Annotated in this window: 19 protein-coding genes; 7 read left to right on the top strand and 12 right to left on the bottom strand. The window is 34.4% G+C overall.

All coding sequences use genetic code 11. The features are described 5' to 3' along the window. Positions 1-32 precede the first annotated feature (32 nt). The 6 genes from C8P67_RS18045 to C8P67_RS18020 all read right to left on the bottom strand — a co-directional run bounded on the left by C8P67_RS18045 (position 33) and on the right by C8P67_RS18020 (position 5189). Positions 33-497, bottom strand: coding sequence for an SRPBCC family protein (locus C8P67_RS18045; protein ID WP_115814583.1), 465 nt, complete (start codon positions 495-497; stop codon positions 33-35). Beyond that, entirely contained in the window at positions 484-1173 is a 690-nt protein-coding gene (locus tag C8P67_RS18040) for a lycopene cyclase domain-containing protein (RefSeq protein ID WP_115814582.1), read from the bottom strand. Before C8P67_RS18040 ends, C8P67_RS18045 begins: the two co-directional genes overlap by 14 nt. Before the next feature lies 1 nt (position 1174). Beyond that, positions 1175-1615: a sterol desaturase family protein gene (locus C8P67_RS18035; RefSeq protein ID WP_115814581.1), complete on the bottom strand. Its 441-nt coding sequence runs from the start codon at positions 1613-1615 to the stop codon at positions 1175-1177. Between the two features lie 328 nt (positions 1616-1943). Continuing rightward, on the bottom strand, positions 1944-2783 hold the full coding sequence (locus tag C8P67_RS18030) for a phytoene/squalene synthase family protein (RefSeq protein ID WP_115814580.1): 840 nt from the start codon (positions 2781-2783) through the stop codon (positions 1944-1946). Positions 2784-2786: 3 nt separating this feature from the next. Then, positions 2787-4256, bottom strand: coding sequence for a phytoene desaturase family protein (locus C8P67_RS18025; protein ID WP_115814579.1), 1470 nt, complete (start codon positions 4254-4256; stop codon positions 2787-2789). 36 nt (positions 4257-4292) lie between these two features. Beyond that, on the bottom strand, positions 4293-5189 hold the full coding sequence (locus tag C8P67_RS18020) for a MerR family transcriptional regulator (protein WP_115814578.1): 897 nt from the start codon (positions 5187-5189) through the stop codon (positions 4293-4295). 200 nt (positions 5190-5389) lie between these two features. On the opposite strand from C8P67_RS18020, the gene purB reads away from it, so the two are divergent. Next, positions 5390-6736 (top strand): adenylosuccinate lyase, encoded by a 1347-nt coding sequence (gene purB, locus C8P67_RS18015; RefSeq protein ID WP_115814577.1) that lies wholly within the window; start codon positions 5390-5392, stop codon positions 6734-6736. Between the two features lie 403 nt (positions 6737-7139). Continuing rightward, positions 7140-9380, top strand: coding sequence for a cation:proton antiporter domain-containing protein (locus tag C8P67_RS18010; protein ID WP_115814576.1), 2241 nt, complete (start codon positions 7140-7142; stop codon positions 9378-9380). Positions 9381-9619: 239 nt separating this feature from the next. Here the strand turns inward: C8P67_RS18010 and C8P67_RS18005 are convergent, their stop codons facing one another. Next, positions 9620-9982 (bottom strand): winged helix-turn-helix transcriptional regulator, encoded by a 363-nt coding sequence (locus C8P67_RS18005; protein WP_115814575.1) that lies wholly within the window; start codon positions 9980-9982, stop codon positions 9620-9622. 296 nt (positions 9983-10278) lie between these two features. On the opposite strand from C8P67_RS18005, the gene C8P67_RS18000 reads away from it, so the two are divergent. The 3 genes from C8P67_RS18000 (at position 10279) to C8P67_RS17990 (ending at position 13776) form a co-directional block, all read left to right on the top strand. After that, the gene (locus tag C8P67_RS18000) at positions 10279-11202 is read left to right on the top strand and encodes a ClpXP adapter SpxH family protein (RefSeq protein WP_115814649.1); all 924 of its coding nucleotides are present in this window, start codon (positions 10279-10281) and stop codon (positions 11200-11202) included. A 499-nt stretch (positions 11203-11701) separates the two neighbouring features. Beyond that, positions 11702-13141 carry a toll/interleukin-1 receptor domain-containing protein gene (locus C8P67_RS17995; protein WP_115814574.1) on the top strand — a complete coding sequence of 480 codons (1440 nt, stop codon included), beginning with the start codon at positions 11702-11704 and terminating at the stop codon, positions 13139-13141. Between the two features lie 176 nt (positions 13142-13317). Next, positions 13318-13776 (top strand): hypothetical protein, encoded by a 459-nt coding sequence (locus C8P67_RS17990; protein WP_147298253.1) that lies wholly within the window; start codon positions 13318-13320, stop codon positions 13774-13776. A 272-nt stretch (positions 13777-14048) separates the two neighbouring features. Here C8P67_RS17990 and C8P67_RS17985 read toward each other — a convergent pair whose 3' ends face one another. The 5 genes from C8P67_RS17985 to C8P67_RS17965 form a co-directional block, all read right to left on the bottom strand. Further along, positions 14049-14405 (bottom strand): helix-turn-helix domain-containing protein, encoded by a 357-nt coding sequence (locus tag C8P67_RS17985; protein ID WP_115814572.1) that lies wholly within the window; start codon positions 14403-14405, stop codon positions 14049-14051. A 2-nt stretch (positions 14406-14407) separates the two neighbouring features. Then, a complete protein-coding gene (locus tag C8P67_RS17980) occupies positions 14408-14737 on the bottom strand; it encodes a type II toxin-antitoxin system HigB family toxin (protein ID WP_115814571.1) in 330 nt (109 codons plus the stop codon). 178 nt (positions 14738-14915) lie between these two features. Beyond that, entirely contained in the window at positions 14916-16388 is a 1473-nt protein-coding gene (gene guaB / locus C8P67_RS17975) for an IMP dehydrogenase (RefSeq protein WP_115814570.1), read from the bottom strand. A gap of 193 nt (positions 16389-16581) precedes the next feature. Further along, positions 16582-17445, bottom strand: a complete 864-nt coding sequence (locus C8P67_RS17970) for a hydroxymethylglutaryl-CoA lyase (RefSeq protein ID WP_115814569.1) — start codon at positions 17443-17445, stop codon at positions 16582-16584. Positions 17446-17501: 56 nt separating this feature from the next. Continuing rightward, positions 17502-18524 (bottom strand): quinone-dependent dihydroorotate dehydrogenase, encoded by a 1023-nt coding sequence (locus tag C8P67_RS17965; protein ID WP_115814568.1) that lies wholly within the window; start codon positions 18522-18524, stop codon positions 17502-17504. Between the two features lie 225 nt (positions 18525-18749). Between C8P67_RS17965 and C8P67_RS17960 the strand changes: the two genes are divergently transcribed. Next, positions 18750-20234, top strand: a complete 1485-nt coding sequence (locus C8P67_RS17960) for a glycosyl hydrolase (RefSeq protein WP_115814567.1) — start codon at positions 18750-18752, stop codon at positions 20232-20234. Between the two features lie 127 nt (positions 20235-20361). Then, on the top strand, positions 20362-21036 hold the full coding sequence (locus C8P67_RS17955; protein ID WP_115814566.1) for a TIGR02117 family protein: 675 nt from the start codon (positions 20362-20364) through the stop codon (positions 21034-21036). Positions 21037-21068: the final 32 nt, after the last annotated feature.

Below are 21068 nucleotides of genomic sequence, written 5' to 3'. Positions count from 1 at the left end.
CCTAATGATACTTAACAGATCTTGAAAACCTGTTAGGATTTTGAATTAAAAAGTTCGTTAACTTTCTGAAAACGATAATCAAAAATTTCGCTGAGTTTATTCTTAACGATTAAAGCATTTACAATTCTACCCAGAAAACCAAATGGCAATGCATAATGGACAACATCGGTCATTTTTACTCCGTTTAGAGTCGCTTCAAAAAAATGTTTATGATGCCAAAAACTATACGGACCAAAACGCTGTTCATCTATAAAATAAGCTCTGTCTTTTACTTGCGTAATCTCAGTAACCCAATTTAATTTTAATCCCAAAAGAGGCGAAATTTTGTATTGAATAATCTGTCCCGCATACATCGATTGACCATCAAAATCGGTAATCTCAAATCCCATACTTTTTGGGGTTATTTTCTGCAGATTTTCGGGACTCGAGAAAAAAGCCCAGCATTCATCCAAAGTTGCGTTGATATGCTGTACACTTTCTTTTTTATACACTTTCATTTTTTGTATCCATTATTTCAATTAAAACTAAACTCATCAATAACATCGTAAAAGCATAACCTACATCTTCAATAGGTATTGTTCCCAATCGGATGCCTAAGTTTTCGTTATTATTATAAAAAACGACCGGTTCATCTATGAAACTACCGGTAAGAATTCCATTCACTATTAAAAACGGAATCAAAATGATTAAAAAAGTAATAAAATAGGTTTTTAAAATCTTTGGATATTTAAAAACCGCTATTGTTAAAACTAGAATAAACACACTAAAATTGACAAAAGTGTACCATTTATTGAAATTCAATACAATCACAGAAACAATGAAAATCATCAAAATCCAATAAACTTTTTTCACAGTGCTGTCACTCAAAGCCACGTTGGGCAAGAAATATTGAAAAGAAAAATGGATAAATAAACTAGCATACGGAATGCAGATAAAAAACAACCATTCTTCAATGGGTAAGCCAAAAAATTCTATTCCATAATGATATCTGGGATTAAAACTCCAAACGCCTATTCTGGCAAAAATAATATCCCAAGCAATAAAAAAGACAGCCGTTATCAGCAAAGCGGGAAAAATTACTTTCCAGCGATTACTGTATTTCATTCTTTTTTCGAAACTGTATAAAAACGGAATTAAGAACGAAGCTATATTTAAAAAAAGGTATAAAGACATACTATATTTTGTAATATTTAAAAGGCACAAACAGCATTCCAAAACATTCTCCGTGATGTTTCCCTAAATGTTTATGATGTACTTTATGTGCTTTCCTCAATCCTATCAAATATTTGTTTTTACTGTTTTTGAACCACTTAAAACGCTGGTGAATCAAAACATCGTGTATCATAAAATAACAAAATCCGTAGGCAGTTATTCCCAGACCTATGAAAAAGAGATAATTCATACCCTGCTCTGCTCCAAAATAAAAAAGAACAATACTCGGAATAGCAAAAATGACAAAGAAAATATCATTGCGCTCAAAAGTATGTGCGTATTTTGGCTGATGATGATCAGAATGAAAATACCACATGAATCCATGCATAACGTATTTGTGCGTGAACCAAGTGACACATTCCATGAATAAAAAAATACCTAAAAAAATCAGAAAAGAAACCATATTCTTTTTATTAAATTATTTTTCAATTGTAAATAGGATTAGATTTTTAATCCTGCAAGGTTTCCAAAATCTTGTAGGTATTGTTAATCCTATAATCCTAATACCTACAAGGTTTGAAAAAAAACCTTGCAGGAAACTATCAAACCTATTCATTTTGTACTCGATTTTTCGTTTTTCAACTTTTGATAATCTCTAAAAAGCAAAAATATTTCCTACTAGCCCCGATAGAAACGAAAATCCTCTTGTCCTGGGGTTCAGGACAAGAGATTGTAGTGGATAGCGGGACAAATCTCTCCTATAAATGCCAAATCTTTCTGCTCCAAAATAATCACACTAATTTCAGCTTATAAGATACGAAAGATTGCGCCAACAATCCTGCTTTGGAATAATTAGAAACCCTAATTCTTGCATTCCCTATTTCGTTACAAGGAGTATGCGCCAGTTTTTTGAGCAGTTTTTTGTAATAGACATAAGCTGTGTAAACACCAAATTTCGCTTCCAAAGGCAGTTTTCTAATTCCCTGATAAGCAATTCTAAAATCTTCTTCGATTTCTTCGATGATTGCTTTTTTTGAATATTCATTGAAAGATTTTAAATCAATACCGGGAAAATAATTACGGTTCAACAGTAAATTATCGTCCTTTAAATCCCGAAGGAAATTCACTTTTTGAAAAGCCGAACCCAGTCTCATTGCCTGATCTTTCAGCTGATCGTATTTGGCTTCATCTCCTTTTACAAACACTTTGAGACACATCAACCCCACCACATCGGCAGAACCGTAAATGTATTCGTTGTATTCCTCTCTGCTGTGATAATCGGATTTGATTAAATCGAGTTTCATACTCTTGAGAAATGCCTGAATCATATCGTCCGATATATTATATTCCTTGACTGTTTGCTGAAAAGAATTCAAAATCGGATTTAAACTGATACCTGATTTCATGGCTTTGTAGTATTCCGCTTCAAAATCATTGATCAAATTCTCTTTGTCATAGCCATGAAAAGAATCCACTATTTCATCGGCAAAACGCACAAATCCATACACGCTGTAAATGGCATCACGAATGCTGGGCGCCAACATATAAACCGCCATAGAAAACGAAGTGCTGTAATTCTTGGTCACCAATTTACTGCACTTAAAGGACACATCGTCAAATAATTGCTTCATAATCTATTGATTTAAAAGTTGTTTATCTATTAATTCAGAGACCAGTTTTCCAGAAATCAATGCTGGAGGAACGCCTGGACCGGGAACGGTTAACTGCCCTGTGAAATATAAATTCTTTACTTTGGAGCTTTTGAGTTTTGGTCTCAAAAAGGCTGTCTGCAAAAGCGTATTTGCCATTCCGTAAGCATTTCCTTTATATGAATTGTACTCCGAAACAAAATCATTTTTGCAAAATGACAGTTTGAATATAATATTACTTTTCACCGTTTGTTGGGTCAAAATTTCGAAACGCTCAATTATTTTATCAAAATATTCGTTGCGTAAATGTTCGGTATCTTCAATTCCAGGCGCAAGAGGAACCAGAAAAAAACCAGATTCCATTCCTTCTGGAGCGGCTGATGTGTCTGTCAGTGATGGGAAATTGGCGTAAAACAAAGGTTCCTTCGGCCATTGCGGTTCATCATAAATAGCTTTGGCATGCTCGTCAAAATCGACATCAAAGAATAAAGCATGATGCGAAATGTTTTTTAATTTTTTATTAAATCCGATATAGAATAATAAAGAAGACGGCGCAAAAACTCGGCTTTCCCAATATTTTTCAGAATAAGCACGATGTTTAATATCCAATAATGTTTCGGTGTGATGGTAATCGGCACCGCTCAAAATGATATCAGATGGAATTGTTTTCCCATTGACTTCAATGGATCGGGCTATTTTATTTTCGACATTGATTTTTTCAATATTGGCATTGGTTACAAAAGTGACTCCTAATTCTCCAGCCAGGCTTTCCATTGCCCGAACGACATCAAACATACCTGTTTTAGGATGCCAAGTTCCCAAACCAAAATCAGCATAATTCATGAAACTATAAAATGAAGGCGTATCAGATGGTTTTGCACCAAGAAACAAAACAGGAAATTCAAGTATATGAATGAGTTTTTCGTTTTTGAATTTCTTTCGGATGTCTTTACTGATATTACTGAAAAACTGACCGACTTTCTTAGCAGTTTCTACAGTTACTAATTCTAATGGAGAAACACCCGGACGATACACTAAATCTTTGATGGCGATATCATAATTGCTTTTGGCTTCACGCATAAACTCCTGTAGAATTTGTCCGCTTCCCTCTTCGATCGCTTCAAAATCAGCTGCAATTTGTGTCAGATTATCAGCTATTGCAATAAAATCATCAATTCCATAATAGACTCTATAGGCAGGTGAGAGTTTTATAAGCTCATAATAATCGGTTGTTTTTTTACCAAAATCAGCAAAAAAACGTTCAAAAACATCGGGCATCCAGTACCAGCTTGGTCCCATATCAAAAGTAAATCCTTCCGCTTTCAATTGGCGGGCTCTGCCTCCTATTAAAGCATTTTTTTCGTAAACGGTTACTTCATGACCGCTTTTAGCCAAATAACAAGCTGCAGCCATTGCCGAAAACCCAGAACCGATTATTGATATTGATTTTTTCATTTGTTTAACAAATGTACAAAAATCTTAAACAAAAAATCAAATGTTTTCTGCTAAATCAGGAATGGAATTAAAAACTTTAACATCCGCAGGAAGTAAACTAAGATTTATATACTGTGTCATCTTTCCAATAAGCCAAATCTGTGAGCCGTCACCCAAAAGCGTTTCTGCCATAGCTTTAACATAATCATCCACATATTCACGATCTGGCTGCACCGAAAAATAAGACAGAAAAACAATGGAATTAAAATGCTTCTTTAAATCTTTGAGATTAGTTAACGGCAGACTTTCACCCAAATAAATCACTTTATATCCATTGGAAACTATTTCGTAATGCAGATATACCAATCCTAATGAATGAATTTCATTAAGCGGAAGCGACAACACGTAAACCTTATCCGTTTTAATTGGCTTAACCTCTTCTGCTTTTTCAATATTTACCAATATTTTCTTTAATACCAAACAGCTTATAAAGTGTTCGTGCGCTGGAGTAATCGTATCTGTCTGCCACAACAGGCCAATCTCATCCACCAACGGAATAAATACCTGATGAAAAATTTCCTTAAAAGATTTATCTTCCATCAGCCAATTATAGGTATTAGAAAAAAGCTCCTGATCAAAATTCATCATCGCCATCTTAAAAGCGTTGACAGCATGATTTTTGGCATTTTTGTTCGAAATAATCTCAAGCGTCATTTCGACTATTTTTTCATCTGCAAAGGTTGCGATTTTAGAAATCTTATACCCATAATCATGCAGCAGGGTAATATTCAATAGTTTCTGAAGGCTTGGCAAAGAATACAAACGTATATTGGTATCAGTACGCATAGGCTGAAGAACGTTGTATCGCTTTTCCCAAATCCGGATAGTATGTGCTTTTATACCAGAAAGATTTTCAAGATCCTTGATACTGAAAACATTTTTAATATTGTTCATTTATAACTTACATTTTGTTAAACAAATATAACTATATTTTCAAAATACTTTTTTTAAAATACGATCTGATAATTTTAAATCTTTCATTTTAATTCATGATTGTATTTTTTATAACTAATTTCTTTGTTTAAGCTTAAATTTCACACCCCTAATCCCTAAATTCTCATTATATTTGTGCCTTTCGAAAAAACAACAAAAAAATGACTACTCTAAACGAATTGAATGCTATATCACCAATCGATGGTCGTTATAGAAATAAGACAGTATCTCTGGCTCCTTTTTTCTCTGAAGAAGCATTAATCAAATACCGCGTATTAATCGAAATTGAATATTTCATTGCTTTATGCGAAGTTCCTTTGCCACAATTAAAAAACGTAAACCCTAATCTTTTCGACAGTTTACGTGACATTTATAAAAACTTTTCTACCGAAGATGCTCTTTGGATTAAAGAAACCGAAAAAGTAACCAACCACGACGTAAAAGCGGTTGAGTATTTCATAAAAGATGCCTTTGAAAAACTAGGTTTGTCTGAACATAAAGAGTTTATCCACTTTGGACTTACTTCTCAGGACATTAACAATACTGCTATTCCGCTTTCAACTAAAGATGCTTTTGAGCAGGTTTATATGCCGTCATTGATTGCTGTGATTTCTAAATTAAAGGAATTGAGTCAAGAATGGGCTTCGGTTCCGCTTCTTGCACGCACGCACGGACAGCCTGCCTCTCCTACTCGTTTGGGTAAAGAAATTGCTGTTTTTGTAGAGCGTTTGGAAGAGCAGATGCGTTTGCTTTTTAACATTCCGTTTGCAGCTAAATTTGGCGGTGCTACCGGAAATTACAATGCGCACCACGTAGCATATCCGCAGATTGACTGGAAACAGTTCGGGACTAAATTTGTACAGGAAAATTTAGGTTTACACCACTCTTTTCCAACAACACAAATTGAACATTACGACCACTTTGCAGCGTTCTTTGATGCGCTGAAAAGAATCAACACTATCATTATTGATTTAGACAGAGACATTTGGACGTATGTTTCGATGGAATATTTCAAGCAGAAAATTAAAGCGGGAGAGATTGGTTCTTCTGCTATGCCACATAAAGTAAATCCGATTGATTTTGAAAACTCGGAAGGAAACTTAGGAATTGCGAACGCCATTTTCGAGCATTTATCAGCTAAATTGCCTGTGTCAAGATTGCAGCGCGATTTAACAGACAGTACTGTTCTAAGAAACATTGGTGTACCGATGGGACATACAATCATTTCTTTTGAAGCTACTTTGAAAGGTTTGAACAAATTATTACTAAACGAATCTAAATTCCACGAAGATTTGGAGAAAAACTGGGCGGTTGTTGCCGAAGCGATTCAAACAATTTTACGCAGAGAAGCCTATCCAAATCCTTATGAAGCTTTGAAAGGTTTGACAAGAACCAATGAAGCGATTACAAAAGATTCTATTCATGCCTTTATTGGAACGTTAGAGGTTTCAGATGAAATCAAAGCTGAATTACTACAAATAACGCCAAGTAATTTTATAGGAATTTAATATTATGACTGTAGGCTTTAAGCAATAAGCTTTAGGCTAATAACTAATAAGCTATCCTTTTCAGGGTAGCTTTTTTTTTGCGTGATACTTTTTTAACCGCAAGGTTCACAAAGGAAGAGCAAGGCACACAAAGTTCCTTAAAAAAATCTCGCAAAGACGCGAAGACGCAAAGAAAGACATTCTAATCTTTGCGTCTTCGCGTCTTTGCGAGAAAAATTTTAAACTTAACTCCATAACAAGAGAATCTTTGCGAACTTAGCGTAATTCTCAGTAAAACCTTGCGCTAATTTCATAATTCGAGGTTAAAATTTCAAAAGGAGCTGCCGTTAAATCCTAAAAAAAAATCTTTTTTTGTAAATTAGCCATAATCGTTTTTTACAACTACAAATTACAATCCTAGCCTATGAGTCTATTAGCCGAAACAACAGAAACTGCACACCACCTTGAACCTTTAATAACCGATCTGGGATTAATATTAATGACGGCAGGAATTGCTGTTTTAATCTTTAGAAAACTAAAACAGCCGTTAGTACTTGGTTATCTTATTGCTGGTTTTTTGGCAGGGAATCATTTCGACTTTTTTCCATCGGTAAAGGACATTAAAAGTGTTGAAGTCTGGGCAGAGATTGGAATCATATTTTTACTGTTTAGTCTGGGGCTCGAATTTAGTTTCAAAAAGCTGATGAAAGTCGGAGGCACCGCTTCTATCACTGCGGGAGTCCAGATTATAAGCATGTGCCTGGTTGGTTACAGTGTCGGTCAATGGCTTGACTGGCCCAAGATGGACAGTATCTTTCTGGGTGTAATTCTGTCGATATCTTCGACAACCATCATTCTAAAATCATTTGACGAACTAGGTGTCAAGACCCAAAGGTTTGCCGGAATCGTCATTGGTTCACTTATAGTTCAAGATATTCTTGCCATTTTAATGATGGTGTTATTATCGACAATAGCCGTAAGCAATCAGTTTTCTGGAGGTGCGCTTTTAATGTCTGTACTAAAATTGGTATTTTTCCTTGTGCTTTGGTTTTTGGGCGGTATCTTCATTATCCCAACGGTACTCAAAAAAACCAAACATCTGCTTACTGACGAAATGTTGCTTATTATTTCATTGGCACTTTGCCTAATGATGGTAATTTTGGCGGCAAATGCAGGTTTTTCGCCAGCTCTTGGTGCTTTCATTATGGGATCTATAATTGCCGAAACTACTCAGGCCGAACATATTGAACATCTTATAAAACCTGTAAAAGATTTTTTTGGCGCAGTCTTTTTTGTATCTGTCGGTATGTTAATCAATCCCGATGCTTTGTACGAGCACGCTATACCGGTAATTGTTCTCTCCATTGTCACTATTTTTGGGCAGTCCATCAGTTCGACTATTGGCGCTTTATTATCAGGACAGCCGCTCAAAGATTCCATCAGAACCGGTATGAGTTTATCCCAAATTGGGGAATTCTCGTTTATTATTGCGACTCTCGGAGTAACATTAAAGGCTACAAATACCTTTTTATATCCCATTGTAGTAGCAGTTTCGGCGGTAACCGTTTTTACGACTCCGTTTATGATTAAATATTCGCAGCCGTTTTCAGAATATCTGGCACATAAACTCCCGCGCAAATGGACAAAACGTATAGAACGTTACTCGGCCAGTACGCAGGCAATAAAAACGGTGAGCTTATGGCAGACGGTAATCAATGCCTTTTTGATTCAAGTGATTGTGCTCGTGGTAATCATTCTTGCCATTATCCTGCTTTCTTCCCGATTTATTCTCCCGCTGGTAAATGATTATCATTTAGGAAACACACTGGGAGCATTAATAATTCTGGTAATACTATCACCATTTTTATGGGCGCTTGCATTTAGGCGTGTGGCAACAGCCGAAGTAGAGCAATTAATGTACGACCGTAAATCACGCGGTCCGCTGACCATGCTTTTTTTCGTCCGCATCGTACTGTCCATTTTCTTTATAGGTTTATTGCTAAATATATTTTTCTCCCCGCAGGTCGCATTAATTGCATTGATAATTGCAGTAGTAATCTATTTGATTTTCCAAAGAAAACTGCACATACAATATCATAAAATAGAAAATCACTTCCTGACCAATTTAAACGACAGAGAAATCGCAAAAGCCAAAAGAAGCCGAAGCGATCTATCTCCTTGGGACGGACACATGGCATTTTTTGATATAGCTGCCGAATCGAATATTGCCGGCGAATCGCTGAAAGATTTACAAATTAGGGAGAATCTAGGTATTAACATCGTTTCGATAAAAAGAGGTGAAGTCATGATACATATACCGGATGCAAACGAACGTGTATTTCCCGGAGATGAAGTCTGCGTTATTGGCACCGATGCTCAAGTACAGGAGTTTAAAAAATACCTGGATCAGCACGAAATGGATGTCTCTCCCGAAGTTGTCGAACCGGATATTGTACTGCGCCAAATTGAATTGAAAAACCATGTATTTCATGGCAAGAGTATCAAAGAATCAAGGCTTCGAGAAAAAACCAAGGGCGTAATCGTTGGCATCGAGAAAAGAGGCAAGCGAACCCTAAATCCCGAATCGAATATTATTCTTGAAAAAGACGATATTTTATGGATCGTAGGAGATAAAAAACTGCTGTGGGATTTGGTTCATGATTAAATCATCAGCATTTGTATATACAGAAACACTGGCCGAAAGGCTGGTGTTTTTTTTATATCCATAAGCCATATCAGGAGCAGAACAATAGGATTTCAGAACAGCTTCCCTCCCGCTCTCCGTTTCAAATCTTATAAGCCGAACCCCGGCTTATAAGGATTTCCACTTCGATCGGGGCTAAACGACAGCCTTTTGTTTTTCTTAGAACTAATTTAAAGTAAGCTGCTGTCCAAAAAAAGTATTTATATTTTATGATAAACCGATTTTCTGTAATCAATACCCCATTTTGCTAATTCATCGATAAGAGGCAAAAGAGTTTTCCCTTGTTCAGTAATTGAATATTCAACAGTAATAGGCTTTGTGTTCATCACTGTTCTGCTTATCAAATTATTTATTTCTAAATCCTGAAGTTCTTTTGACAGCATTTTAGTGCCTATTCCGTTTATTTCCCTCAGCAGATCCATAAAACCCAATGTATTTCCTTCAATGAGTGTGCCTAAAATATGGAATTTCCATTTGCCGGACAACAAACTCATAGCATCGCTTATGGCCTGCATCCTTACCTGACAAACTCGTGTTGAATTTATTTGAGCATTCTTTTTCATCTTGTGGATTTTTATACTGCAAAATTATTCTTTTTACATGTAGTTCCCAAGAGGAAAGTACTATCAAAAAGGAAACTCATAACTAATGAACGTTTAAGGTATTTTAATTTTGCACAAATAGCAGCAATTTAAATCTTAAATGCAATGAACAAAACAACACGTGATATAATTATAAAAATGGAAGAATATGCCAGCACTGCACATTCCAAAAAATTATTCAGTTAATGATACTAAAAATACTAATGATATTAATTATGCTTGGCAACAGTGGCTGCCAGGCTCAAACCAAAGACAAAATGAAAAACAGCAATCCTTTACTATGCAACCCAGAAAGCGGTATTTGTGAAATACCTGCAGACAATACAAATACAGCAGACAGCAGTCTGATAAAGTCAGATAAAAAACCTGTGAAAATAATTTACTATACAGACCCGATTTGTTCCTCCTGCTGGGGTATTGAACCGCAGCTTCGAAAATTAAAATTAGAATATGGAAACAGTATAGATATTGAATACAGAATGGGCGGTTTACTTCCTGATTGGAATTACAATAGCGGTGGTATAAGCAAGCCCTCCGATGTTGCCCATCATTGGGACGAAGTCAGCATTTATTATGACATGCCTATTGATGGAAGCGTTTGGCTGGAAGATCCATTATCCTCGTCTTATCCGCCTTCCATTGCTTTTAAAGCTGCACAGATTCAAGATATTGAAAAAGCCGTTTTGTTTCTTCGCGAAATAAGAGAAATGGTTTTTCTTGAAAAAAAGAATATTACAAAATGGGAACATCTGGAACTAGCAGCAAAAAATGCCGGACTTGATATTGCAAAATTTAAAACTGATTATGAAGGAAAAGCAAAGGAACTTTTTGAAGAAGATTTAAAATTGGGTAAAGAACTAGGCGTAAGAGGTTTTCCGACAATGATATTTACAAACACGGCAGTAAATAAAGAATTAGTGTATGGTTCAAAACCATACAGTACATTTGAAAATGCGCTGCTTAAAGTATTTCCTTCTGCTTCCAAAACGAGTTATAACAAAACCTGGACATCTATTTTTACAAAATATAATTCATTAACAGCAAAGGAATTTTCAGAACTAACAAATACCGATCGAAATGAAAGCGAAAAACATTTAGACGAATTAGTTCTGGATAGAAAATTAGAAAAGTTTACAACAAAAAATGGAGCAATCTGGAGGTTAAAAAATACCAGCCGATAACACTAAGTCTAAATTTTGCTACTGTATGTTATAATACCGGATTAAGTAAAACTCAGATTACAGGCAAACATTCTGTCATTAGGTTTAGAAATAATCAAAATACCAATATTTGTAAGAATTTTTAAGTTAGTTGTAAGTATATCAAGGTTAGTTGAGGCAAATCTTCAGTTAGTTGACCTAAATCCGCGGTTAGTTATAGTAAAGTCACTAACATTGTTACAACTAACTGCGGATTTAGATCAACTAACAACCAATTACAGTCTTCTGACTGTAAATTGTCATCTTTTAAGGCTATACCAAAGTTTTCAGAAGATAAAATAATAGCAGATCGAGAAAAAAACTTTTATAGGATTATAATTATTATTTTTTATATTTGAAAGAAGTGTAATATGATGGGTTTATTGCGATAATCCATCTTGAATTTGGTATTGTAGCGTATATTTATCAGTTAGCGGCAATACGCACAAAATGAGAAGAATTCAACAACTTTAAAGAATCAATGAATAAAAAAATTTTTATATCTTATAGCTGGGGAAACAGTGAAGATCAAGAATGGATAGTTAACTTGGCAACAAGATTAATGAATGACACAGTAGATGTTGTATTAGACAGATGGTCGTTAAAAGATGGACACGACATTTATAGTTTTATGGAAGAAATGGTGAAATCTGAAGAAATATTTAGAGTTCTTATTATTTCAAATAAAAAATATACAGAAAAAGCAAATATAAGAGAAGGTGGAGTTGGAACTGAAACTCAAATAATCACTCCAAATATCTATTCAAAAGAAAAGCAAGAAAAATTTATTCCAGTTGTATTAGAAAGAGATGAAAATGGAGAGCCTTTCCTTCCTATTTATTTAAAAAGTAGAAAATATATTGATTTTTCTAGAGTGGAAAGTTTTGAAGATAGCTATGAAGAACTTTTAAGAAATATTCTCGAAGTTCCTTCAATACCAAAACCAAAACTTGGAACTAAACCACCTGTTTACATTACAGACAGAACGGTTAATTTATCTGAAACAAATAATAAACTAAGAACAATTGAAAATCAATTAAAAAAAAACAATTCAGTTTCTGCCAAAGAACTTAACAATTTTATAGATTTATTTTTAGAGAACTTATGGAATTTTGAACAAAAGGATACACCAAATAATTTTAATTTATATGGAGAACAATTGTTCAATAGTTTGATATCATACAAACCATTACGAGAAGATTACATAAAATTTGTTGACATTCTTTCTTCTAACGAAATTGATAACTCAGAGGAAACATTAATTGAATTTTTTGAAAATGCTCCAATATTTAATATCCCAAGAGAGGAAATTGGAAGCTGGACTGCAACAAGATTTGAAATATTTAAAATTATTTTTCACGAACTTTTCATATACACAATAGCCGTTTGTTTAAAAAACAAAAATTATGAATTGGTTGCAGATTTGTTACATTCAAAATATTACAAAAAAGACAAATATAAAAGTAAATCTGAACCGGAATCATTTGTTTTTTTATATAATTATCACGAAAATTTAGAAAATTACAGTTATCAAGTTTATAATAAAATAACTGGATTTGGAGATTATATAATTACAAATTTATCAGAAAATTTAAAAAAAGAAGATGTAATTTTAGCTGATACATTATGTTATTTCGTTAGTTATTTAGACAAGAATAGTATTTATGATACTTGGTTTCCTAATACTTATTTATACGGAGAAAGGTCTAACACAAATTTCTTTGAAAAAATAACTTCTGAAAAGCATTTTGAAAAAATAAAAAAAATATTCAATATAAAAACAAAACAAGAATTACAAGAAAAGTTGAATTCATTTATGAATAACTCAAAAGATAAAATTAGATATGGACGTGGTTCATTTAATTATATTCCTTTTATTCACGAACTAGTCAATCCGGAAACTATAGCTACATATAGATAGTACTACCGCTAACAGCCACTACAACGGATTTGGGCATTTGGCTTAATGAAAAGATGGTCTTGTATTTGGTATGATTTGGCAAATCAGAAAATAGGGCTTAATTTAATCCCAAACCCGCTGTAGTACCAGAACGTTGGCAGAAACCGTTTAAAATCGGAGAATAAAAGAAGCGTAAAATGGAATTAACCTCTGAATTTAGAACATTATTTATTTTAAGGAAAATCTCAGGATTTATATTTTTATTAGCTATTTGCTGTTTACTAATGAATATGGGATTCGTTAGAAATGAATGGGTAATAATATTAATTTCATTGATAATATTAGCAATATCTTTTATAATACTGAAAAACGATATTAGGAAAATCTATAAAATTAGAGTAGTTAAAAATGGAATATTGAAAATTCCCATTTTTATCAACAAAGAGAAATTAATATTATTCAGTGACATTAAAGAAGTTCGTTTAGAAAAAGTTGAAGGAATGAGCAGTGATGCTGGTGAAATAACTTTAGGATATTACGAAACTATATTAATTCTAAAAACAAATGAAAAAATATTAATCAGTCCTGACCATTTTGAAAATTATAAAGAGATTATGAAAACAATTAAACTTAATCAAAACAGCCAATATAATTAAACAAATACGGCTATCTGCCAATAACTACAACGGATTTGGGCAATTGGCTTAATAGAAAAATGGTTTTGTACTTGGGAGTCCAATTCTTTGCAGAATTACTTATGGAAATGCTTCCTTAGTCAGCATTGACAACCTAGTGGCAATTAAAATGCTGAAACACATTATTAGAAAGATCAACCTCGGTCACATCATAACAAAAAAGGTGCAAGAACTAAATCCTACACCTTTTGACTTTTAGACTTACGTCTTTAAGACTATCAGTACTTTGCTATTTAAGCACTATGCAGAAAAACTTCCGCCGGAATACTAAAATAATTCTTTAGTTTTTGCGCCATTTTCAAGGTGATGTCACGCTTGCCAGAAAGAATGGCGGAAACGTGTCCCTTGCTCCCTATTATAGGTTCCAAATCTTTGGCTTTCAACCCCATTTCCTGCATTTTGTATTTGATTACTTCCAGAGCATCCAATTCTGGCAGCTGATAATGTTTGTCATCATAATCTTTAACTAAAACCAGTAATAGATCTAATTCATCAGTTAGTGAAGTATTAGGTTCTGCATGGAATATTTCCATTAATCGCAAGGAAGCTTTATTGTAATCCTCTTCGGTTTTTAATACTTTCCAATTCATAATTATCCTTTTTTCTTGATTAAGATTGCTGTATTAAACGCAACTGTTGCAACATTTATCTTATCGTATTCTTTATGAGTCCCAAACCAAATGACATAACAGGCGGTCTGCAAAAAATTAACCGAAACAACTAACCGAAAATCATTTCCTTTGATATTGAAAACCACTCTTTCATTGTTGATTATACTTGCGTTTCCATACACCCGCTTGAGTTCATTGAAATTGCAAAAATCCTGCTTTGAAAATTCATTATACCATATCAACAATGATGTTTTTGCTATTGGATATGTTTCAGTGTAAAATAAAACGGTTTTCTTTACAAGGATTTTCATTGGACAAATTTAATTAAAAGTTCTCAATTTGCAAACTAAATTAACACAGCTAAACAACTATTTATAGTATTAAAATTAGGAATAAACTACATTTAAACAAGTAGTTAAAAAAATAAAAAAGGTGCAAGAACTAAATCCTGCACCTTTTGACTTTTAGACTTTCGCCTTTAAGATTATTTTATCTCGAATAATTTGGAGCTTCTTTTGTGATTGTTACATCATGCGGATGGCTTTCGTTGATTCCGCTGGCAGTAATACGAACAAAACGTCCTGTATTCTGTAAAGTTGCGATATCTTTGGAACCGCAGTATCCCATACCGGCACGAAGTCCGCCAACGAATTGCTGCATACTTTCGTTTAATTCTCCTTTATACGGTACACGGCCAACAATTCCTTCTGGAACCAGTTTCTTAACATCATCTTCCACATCTTGGAAATAACGGTCTTTCGATCCTTCCTGCATGGCTTCAACAGACCCCATTCCTCTGTAGGATTTGAATTTTCTTCCTTCGAAAATGATAGTTTCTCCTGGAGATTCCATTGTTCCTGCTAATAATGAACCTAGCATTACACTGTCAGCACCAGCAGCAATAGCTTTAGGAATATCCCCTGTATAACGGATACCGCCATCAGCTATTACCGGAACTCCTGTTCCTTTTATAGCTGCTGCAACTTCAAGCACTGCAGAAAATTGAGGAAATCCAACTCCTGCCACAACTCTTGTTGTACAGATAGAACCAGGTCCAATTCCTACTTTTACACCATCGGCACCATTTTCTACTAAAAACAAAGCAGCTTCCGGCGTGGCAATATTACCAACAATTACATCTAGTTCTGGAAATTTAGCTTTTACAGCTTTCAATACATCTACAACACCTTGAGTGTGTCCGTGAGCTGTATCGATAATTACAGCATCAACACCAGCATTTACTAGAGCAGTTGCTCTATCAACAGCATCAGCAGTAACTCCTAGAGCGGCAGCTACTCTCAAACGTCCAAATTTATCTTTATTAGCATTTGGTTTTTGAGTTAATTTGGTAATATCTCTAAAAGTGATTAAACCAACCAGCTCGTTTTTATCATTTATAACAGGTAATTTTTCAATTTTATGACCCTGCAGTACTACCTCAGCTTCTTCTAATGAAGTTCCTTCGGCAACAGTTACTAGGTTTTGGCTGGTCATTACCTCAACAATAGGTCTTGAACCATTTTTTTCAAAACGTAAATCTCTATTGGTAACAATCCCTTTTAAAATTTTATTTTCATCCACAATCGGAATACCGCCGATACCATATTCTCTCATTGCAGCTTTAGCATCCGAAACGGTAGAAGTCAATAATAAAGTAACTGGATCGATAATCATTCCAGACTCAGCACGTTTTACTTTACGTACTTTGGCTGCCTGCTGTTCGATAGTCATGTTTTTATGCAAAACACCAATTCCTCCTTCTTGTGCCATAGCGATTGCCATAGAACTTTCGGTAACTGTATCCATAGCAGCAGATACAATAGGGACATTAAGTGTAATATTTCTGGAAAATCTTGATTGGATACTCACTTCGCGGGGAAGAACATTTGAGTAATTAGGGACTAATAGTACATCATCGTAAGTTAAACCTTCACCGATAATCTTGGAGTCGTGTGCTTTCATGTTGCAATTTCTAGTTGAATTGCGTGCAAATATACACAATCTTAAGCTAAAAACCACTTGACTAGACTATTTTATTTTTAATGAGAATTAATAACACCTATAAAACGGAATACCTTACATTTAAAATAATACTGTTTATCTTAACCCTTCAGATAAATTGCAGCCTATACTTAAATTCAATAAACAGCAAATATTAATGAAATTCACCAAATAATTTTGAAGCCTCATTATAAGCACTTTCAAAACTCATCGGACTGCAGTTAGTAATTTCTTTCTGAACAGTAAAATACGAAAGTAATTTTTCTGTAGGCATATTTCCGGTCAAATGATCCGAAGCCATTGGACAGCCCCCAAAACCTTGGATAGCTCCGTCATAACGCCGGCAGCCTCCCTTATAGGCGGCGTCAATTTTTTCCAGCCATTTGTTAGGAGTCGTATGAAGATGTGCTCCAAACTCGATTTGAGGGTATTTCGGAATTAGATGAGAAAATAAATATTCTATTACCTCTGGTGTAGAGCTGCCTACAGTATCGGAAAGGGATAAAATTTTCACTCCCATTTCTGCTAATTTTTCGGTCCATTGCGCAACAATCTCCACATTCCATGGATCCCCATATGGATTTCCAAATCCCATAGAAAGATAGGCAACAGTTTCTTTATTTGTTTTATCAGCTATATTTAAAATTTCATCAAGCGTCACCAAAGATTCGGCGATCGTTTTATGCGTATTCCGCATTTGAAAATTTTCTGAAATCGAAAAAGGAAATCCTAAATATCGGATTGCATCATATTGAGAAGCTAAAGATGCTCCTTGAACATTGGCAATAATAGCTAATAATTTGCTAGTCGTTTTAGATAAATCAAGCTGTTCTAAAACTTCGGCTGTATCCTGCATTTGAGGTATTGCTTTTGCCGAAACAAAACTGCCAAAATCGATGGAATCAAAACCTACTCTCAACAAAGCCTGCAGATAAGCGACTTTTCTTTCAGTAGGAATAAAGGCTCTTATTCCCTGCATAGCATCCCGTGGACATTCAATAATTTTTATAGCCTCCATAACATTCAAATATATAAAAAGGTTTTGAGTTATAAAGAAAGAAAAAAGTTATCCTGCTATTTTTTTTTCGCTAAAATTGCTTTATTTATGTCCTTAACTAATGCTGGCCCTTCATAGATAAAGCCAGTATATAATTGAAGAAGGCTTGCTCCTGCTTCTAATTTTTCCAAAGCATCTTCGGCAGAATGTATTCCTCCTACTCCAATAATTGGAAATGCTTTATTACTTTTTTCAGATAGAAAACGAATCACCTCAGTAGACCTGGAAGTTAAAGGCTTACCAGACAAACCACCAGTCTCTGTCTGATTTAAAGAACTCAATCCAGTACGCGAAATGGTTGTATTGGTAGCGATTACTCCTGCAATTTTTGTATCTTTTACAATATCAATAATATCCAGCAGCTGCTCATCTGTAAGATCTGGAGCAATTTTAAGCAATACCGGCTTTTGTTTTGGCATTGCTAAATTCTTGTTTTGTAAAGTCTGCAGCAATTGTGTAAGAGGCTCTTTTTCCTGCAATGCTCTAAGATTTGGAGTATTTGGCGAACTCACATTAACAACAAAATAATCTACATAATCATATAATGCATCAAAGCAGATTTCATAGTCAGAGGTTGCTTCTTCGTTTGGAGTTAGTTTATTTTTACCGATATTCCCTCCTATCAAAACACCTTTGTTTTTCTTTAAACGCTCTACCGCCTCAAGAACTCCTCCATTATTAAATCCCATTCGGTTAATAATTGCAGCATCTTCTTTTAGACGAAATAAACGTTTTTTCTCATTTCCCGGCTGTGCTTTTGGAGTTAGAGTCCCAATTTCAATAGAGCCGAAACCAAGATTGGAAAGTTCACTATATAAACTAGCATCCTTATCAAAACCAGCTGCCAAACCTACCGGATTTTTAAACTTTAAACCAAAAACTTCGGTCTCTAATCTTTTGTCATTTACTTGATATAAAAATCTAAATAAAGATGGAATGCCTGGGATTTTTGAGATGATTCTAATTAGTGAAAAAGTAAAATAATGCACTTTTTCCGGATCAAAACAAAAAAGAATAGGACGTATAAAAATCTTGTACATAGCTCAAAAATTGATTGGCACAAAAGTAAAGAAATGTTTTTAGTTTTTGGGCATACAAACATGCTTAACACCATTCTTTTGTTAAAATATTGAACAAATAAATAAACTGAATTGCTAATAAAGATCAAATATGATGTGTTTTTGATAAGATTTTATTTTTACAAAAAACTTGTTCTTGAACTACTTTTGAAAAATTGATTCTAATCAAAAAAAACTAAATACAATATGCCTAAAATTATACTTTCTATCATTTTGCTGATTGCTTCCTTATATTACAATAACTGTCATGCGCAAGTAAGTCCAAAAAGAGGAGTCGCTTATGGAAAGCATAGTACTGCAGATCTAAATGCATTGAAATCTGGGATTTCATGGTGGTACAATTGGTCTCCAGTACCAGAATCTACAGTTGATGCCAATTATGAAAGTTTTGGGGTTGAATTTGTAGCAATGGCTTGGGGTAAAATAAACAATCCAGATGCTTTTATCGCCACTATTAAACCTGGAGCTAAATATTTATTAGCCTTTAATGAGCCTAACTTTAATGATGGTGCAAAATTAACTCCGCAAGAAGCTGTAAATGCCTGGCCAAATATTGAGAAAATAGCTACTGCTAAGGGGTTAGAAATCGTAAGTGCCTCTCCCGCTTTCAACGGCCCATCCAACTATGGTGGCTATTCTAGCCCTATTGCTTGGCACGATGAGTTTTTTCGTCTTTGTCCTACCTGCAAAGTAGATTATATTGCATTTCACACATATGATGCAACTGCAGGAGATATTGTTGGAGTCACGTCGCTATTAAAAAAATACAATATTCCGATTTGGGTTACAGAATTTGCCAATCGCGTAGTACAATCTGCGGCTGACAAAACAAATTTTATGAAACAGACCGTGACCTCTTTTGAAAACGATCCCGATATTTATCGTTATTCTTGGTTTACCTGCAGAGTACCCTCAAACTGGACAGATATGCTGGAAGGACAGCTGCTTGGACCTGCGAGTGGCGCAATTAGACCAATAGGAACTGAATATCTTAATGTTCCTTACACCACTAAAAAAATGAATGTTCCCGGCCGAATTACTGCTAACAAACACTACCGTCGCAAGGGTACTAGCCTTCAAAGCACTACTGATGGAGGTACTTCTCAAAATGTATGCTTTGCTGATTCTGGTGATTGGGGTGAGTACATGATTAATGTAGCAAAAAATGGCTCATACCAATTGACTTTCCGGGTAGCATCACTCAATAAAGGTATGTTTGATATTAGCGTTAATGATGTTATTGTAAAAACAGACGAAACTTTTGAAGCCACAGGCGGTCTTCAAATCTACACAGACAAAATCGTTACTGGAATCAGCCTGCCACAAGGAGAAAATTATATTAAAATTCACTATAAATCGAAATTTAATTTTAATTATATTGATGCAGTTGATGAAAGCACTCTTGGAATTCCAGATAAAATCTCAGAAAAAAACACTGTGCTTTTTTATCCAAATCCTTTTACATCCGATACAAAAATTCAAATAAAATCACCAGTTACTGAACCTATTCAGCTTAAAATAGTTGATATGAAAGGTATTACCTGTTTTTCCAGCAATGATTTTTACACCAATCAAAATATTACGATTGATAATCATTTAGCTACTGGGGTTTACACAGCGATTGTCACCTATGGCACTACAAAGAAAACATTCAGAATAATAAAGGATTAATTCGAAAATAAACGCTAAAAAAAAGAAACTTTTAATTTAAATATTTAACACCCTGTTTTTTTTTAGGGTTATGACTTTTAATATCTTATTTTAATTACATTTGAAAAAACATCAATCCCTTTTCAAATTGAAAAAAACATTAAGAATCTTTTTTAAATTAATTGCAGTCTTTCTTGCATTTATAGTATTGTATATTCTATCAGCTTATACGCTTTCGAAAATTACAATTGATCAGGAACCCAATACAAAACCTGAAGTTGAAATATTTATTCTTACAAATGGTGTTCATACGGATATTGTAATGCCAACAAAAAGTACTCAAATAGACTGGAGCAAATATGTCTCATTTCAAAATACAAAAGCAGCAGATTCTACTTATACTTATATTGCAATGGGCTGGGGAGATAAAGGTTTTTATTTAGAAACCCCAGAATGGTCTGATTTAAAAGCTTCCGTTGCCTTTAAAGCTGCAACTGGATTAAGCACTACTGCCATTCATGCAACTTATTACAAGCGAATGAAAATAGGAGATGACTGCAGGTCGATAATGATCAGTGAAGAGCAATATCGACGCTTAATTTTATACATTACCGAAAGTTTTCAAAAAGATGATTTAGGAAATTTTTTACCGATAAAAACCGATGCCAATTACAGTAAAACAGATGCTTTTTATGAAGCAAACGGCAGCTATAGCATAATAAACACCTGCAATTCTTGGGCTAATGGTGCTTTAAAAGCCAGCGGACAAAAATGCTGTTTTTGGACTCCTATGGATTCTGGTATTTTTTCGAAATACAAATGATGCCAAAACAGCACTAACTTTCAATACATTTT

The organism is Flavobacterium aquicola, from assembly GCF_003385115.1.
GTDB lineage: Bacteria > Bacteroidota > Bacteroidia > Flavobacteriales > Flavobacteriaceae > Flavobacterium > Flavobacterium aquicola.
Note: the sequence above shows the minus strand (reverse complement) of the source record. Positions and strands in the feature narration are given on the sequence as shown.

What these genes read in the sequence shown, in the direction of transcription:
- C8P67_RS18045 (WP_115814583.1), bottom strand. Translation starts at nt 497, where the DNA reads ATGAAAGTGTATAAAAAAGAAAGTGTACAGCATATCAACGCAACTTTG.
- C8P67_RS18040 (WP_115814582.1), bottom strand. Translation starts at nt 1,173, where the DNA reads ATGTCTTTATACCTTTTTTTAAATATAGCTTCGTTCTTAATTCCGTTT.
- C8P67_RS18035 (WP_115814581.1), bottom strand. Translation starts at nt 1,615, where the DNA reads ATGGTTTCTTTTCTGATTTTTTTAGGTATTTTTTTATTCATGGAATGT.
- C8P67_RS18030 (WP_115814580.1), bottom strand. Translation starts at nt 2,783, where the DNA reads ATGAAGCAATTATTTGACGATGTGTCCTTTAAGTGCAGTAAATTGGTG.
- C8P67_RS18025 (WP_115814579.1), bottom strand. Translation starts at nt 4,256, where the DNA reads ATGAAAAAATCAATATCAATAATCGGTTCTGGGTTTTCGGCAATGGCT.
- C8P67_RS18020 (WP_115814578.1), bottom strand. Translation starts at nt 5,189, where the DNA reads ATGAACAATATTAAAAATGTTTTCAGTATCAAGGATCTTGAAAATCTT.
- purB (WP_115814577.1), top strand. Translation starts at nt 5,390, where the DNA reads ATGACTACTCTAAACGAATTGAATGCTATATCACCAATCGATGGTCGT.
- C8P67_RS18010 (WP_115814576.1), top strand. Translation starts at nt 7,140, where the DNA reads ATGAGTCTATTAGCCGAAACAACAGAAACTGCACACCACCTTGAACCT.
- C8P67_RS18005 (WP_115814575.1), bottom strand. Translation starts at nt 9,982, where the DNA reads ATGAAAAAGAATGCTCAAATAAATTCAACACGAGTTTGTCAGGTAAGG.
- C8P67_RS18000 (WP_115814649.1), top strand. Translation starts at nt 10,279, where the DNA reads ATGAAAAACAGCAATCCTTTACTATGCAACCCAGAAAGCGGTATTTGT.
- C8P67_RS17995 (WP_115814574.1), top strand. Translation starts at nt 11,702, where the DNA reads ATGAATAAAAAAATTTTTATATCTTATAGCTGGGGAAACAGTGAAGAT.
- C8P67_RS17990 (WP_147298253.1), top strand. Translation starts at nt 13,318, where the DNA reads ATGGAATTAACCTCTGAATTTAGAACATTATTTATTTTAAGGAAAATC.
- C8P67_RS17985 (WP_115814572.1), bottom strand. Translation starts at nt 14,405, where the DNA reads ATGAATTGGAAAGTATTAAAAACCGAAGAGGATTACAATAAAGCTTCC.
- C8P67_RS17980 (WP_115814571.1), bottom strand. Translation starts at nt 14,737, where the DNA reads ATGAAAATCCTTGTAAAGAAAACCGTTTTATTTTACACTGAAACATAT.
- guaB (WP_115814570.1), bottom strand. Translation starts at nt 16,388, where the DNA reads ATGAAAGCACACGACTCCAAGATTATCGGTGAAGGTTTAACTTACGAT.
- C8P67_RS17970 (WP_115814569.1), bottom strand. Translation starts at nt 17,445, where the DNA reads ATGGAGGCTATAAAAATTATTGAATGTCCACGGGATGCTATGCAGGGA.
- C8P67_RS17965 (WP_115814568.1), bottom strand. Translation starts at nt 18,524, where the DNA reads ATGTACAAGATTTTTATACGTCCTATTCTTTTTTGTTTTGATCCGGAA.
- C8P67_RS17960 (WP_115814567.1), top strand. Translation starts at nt 18,750, where the DNA reads ATGCCTAAAATTATACTTTCTATCATTTTGCTGATTGCTTCCTTATAT.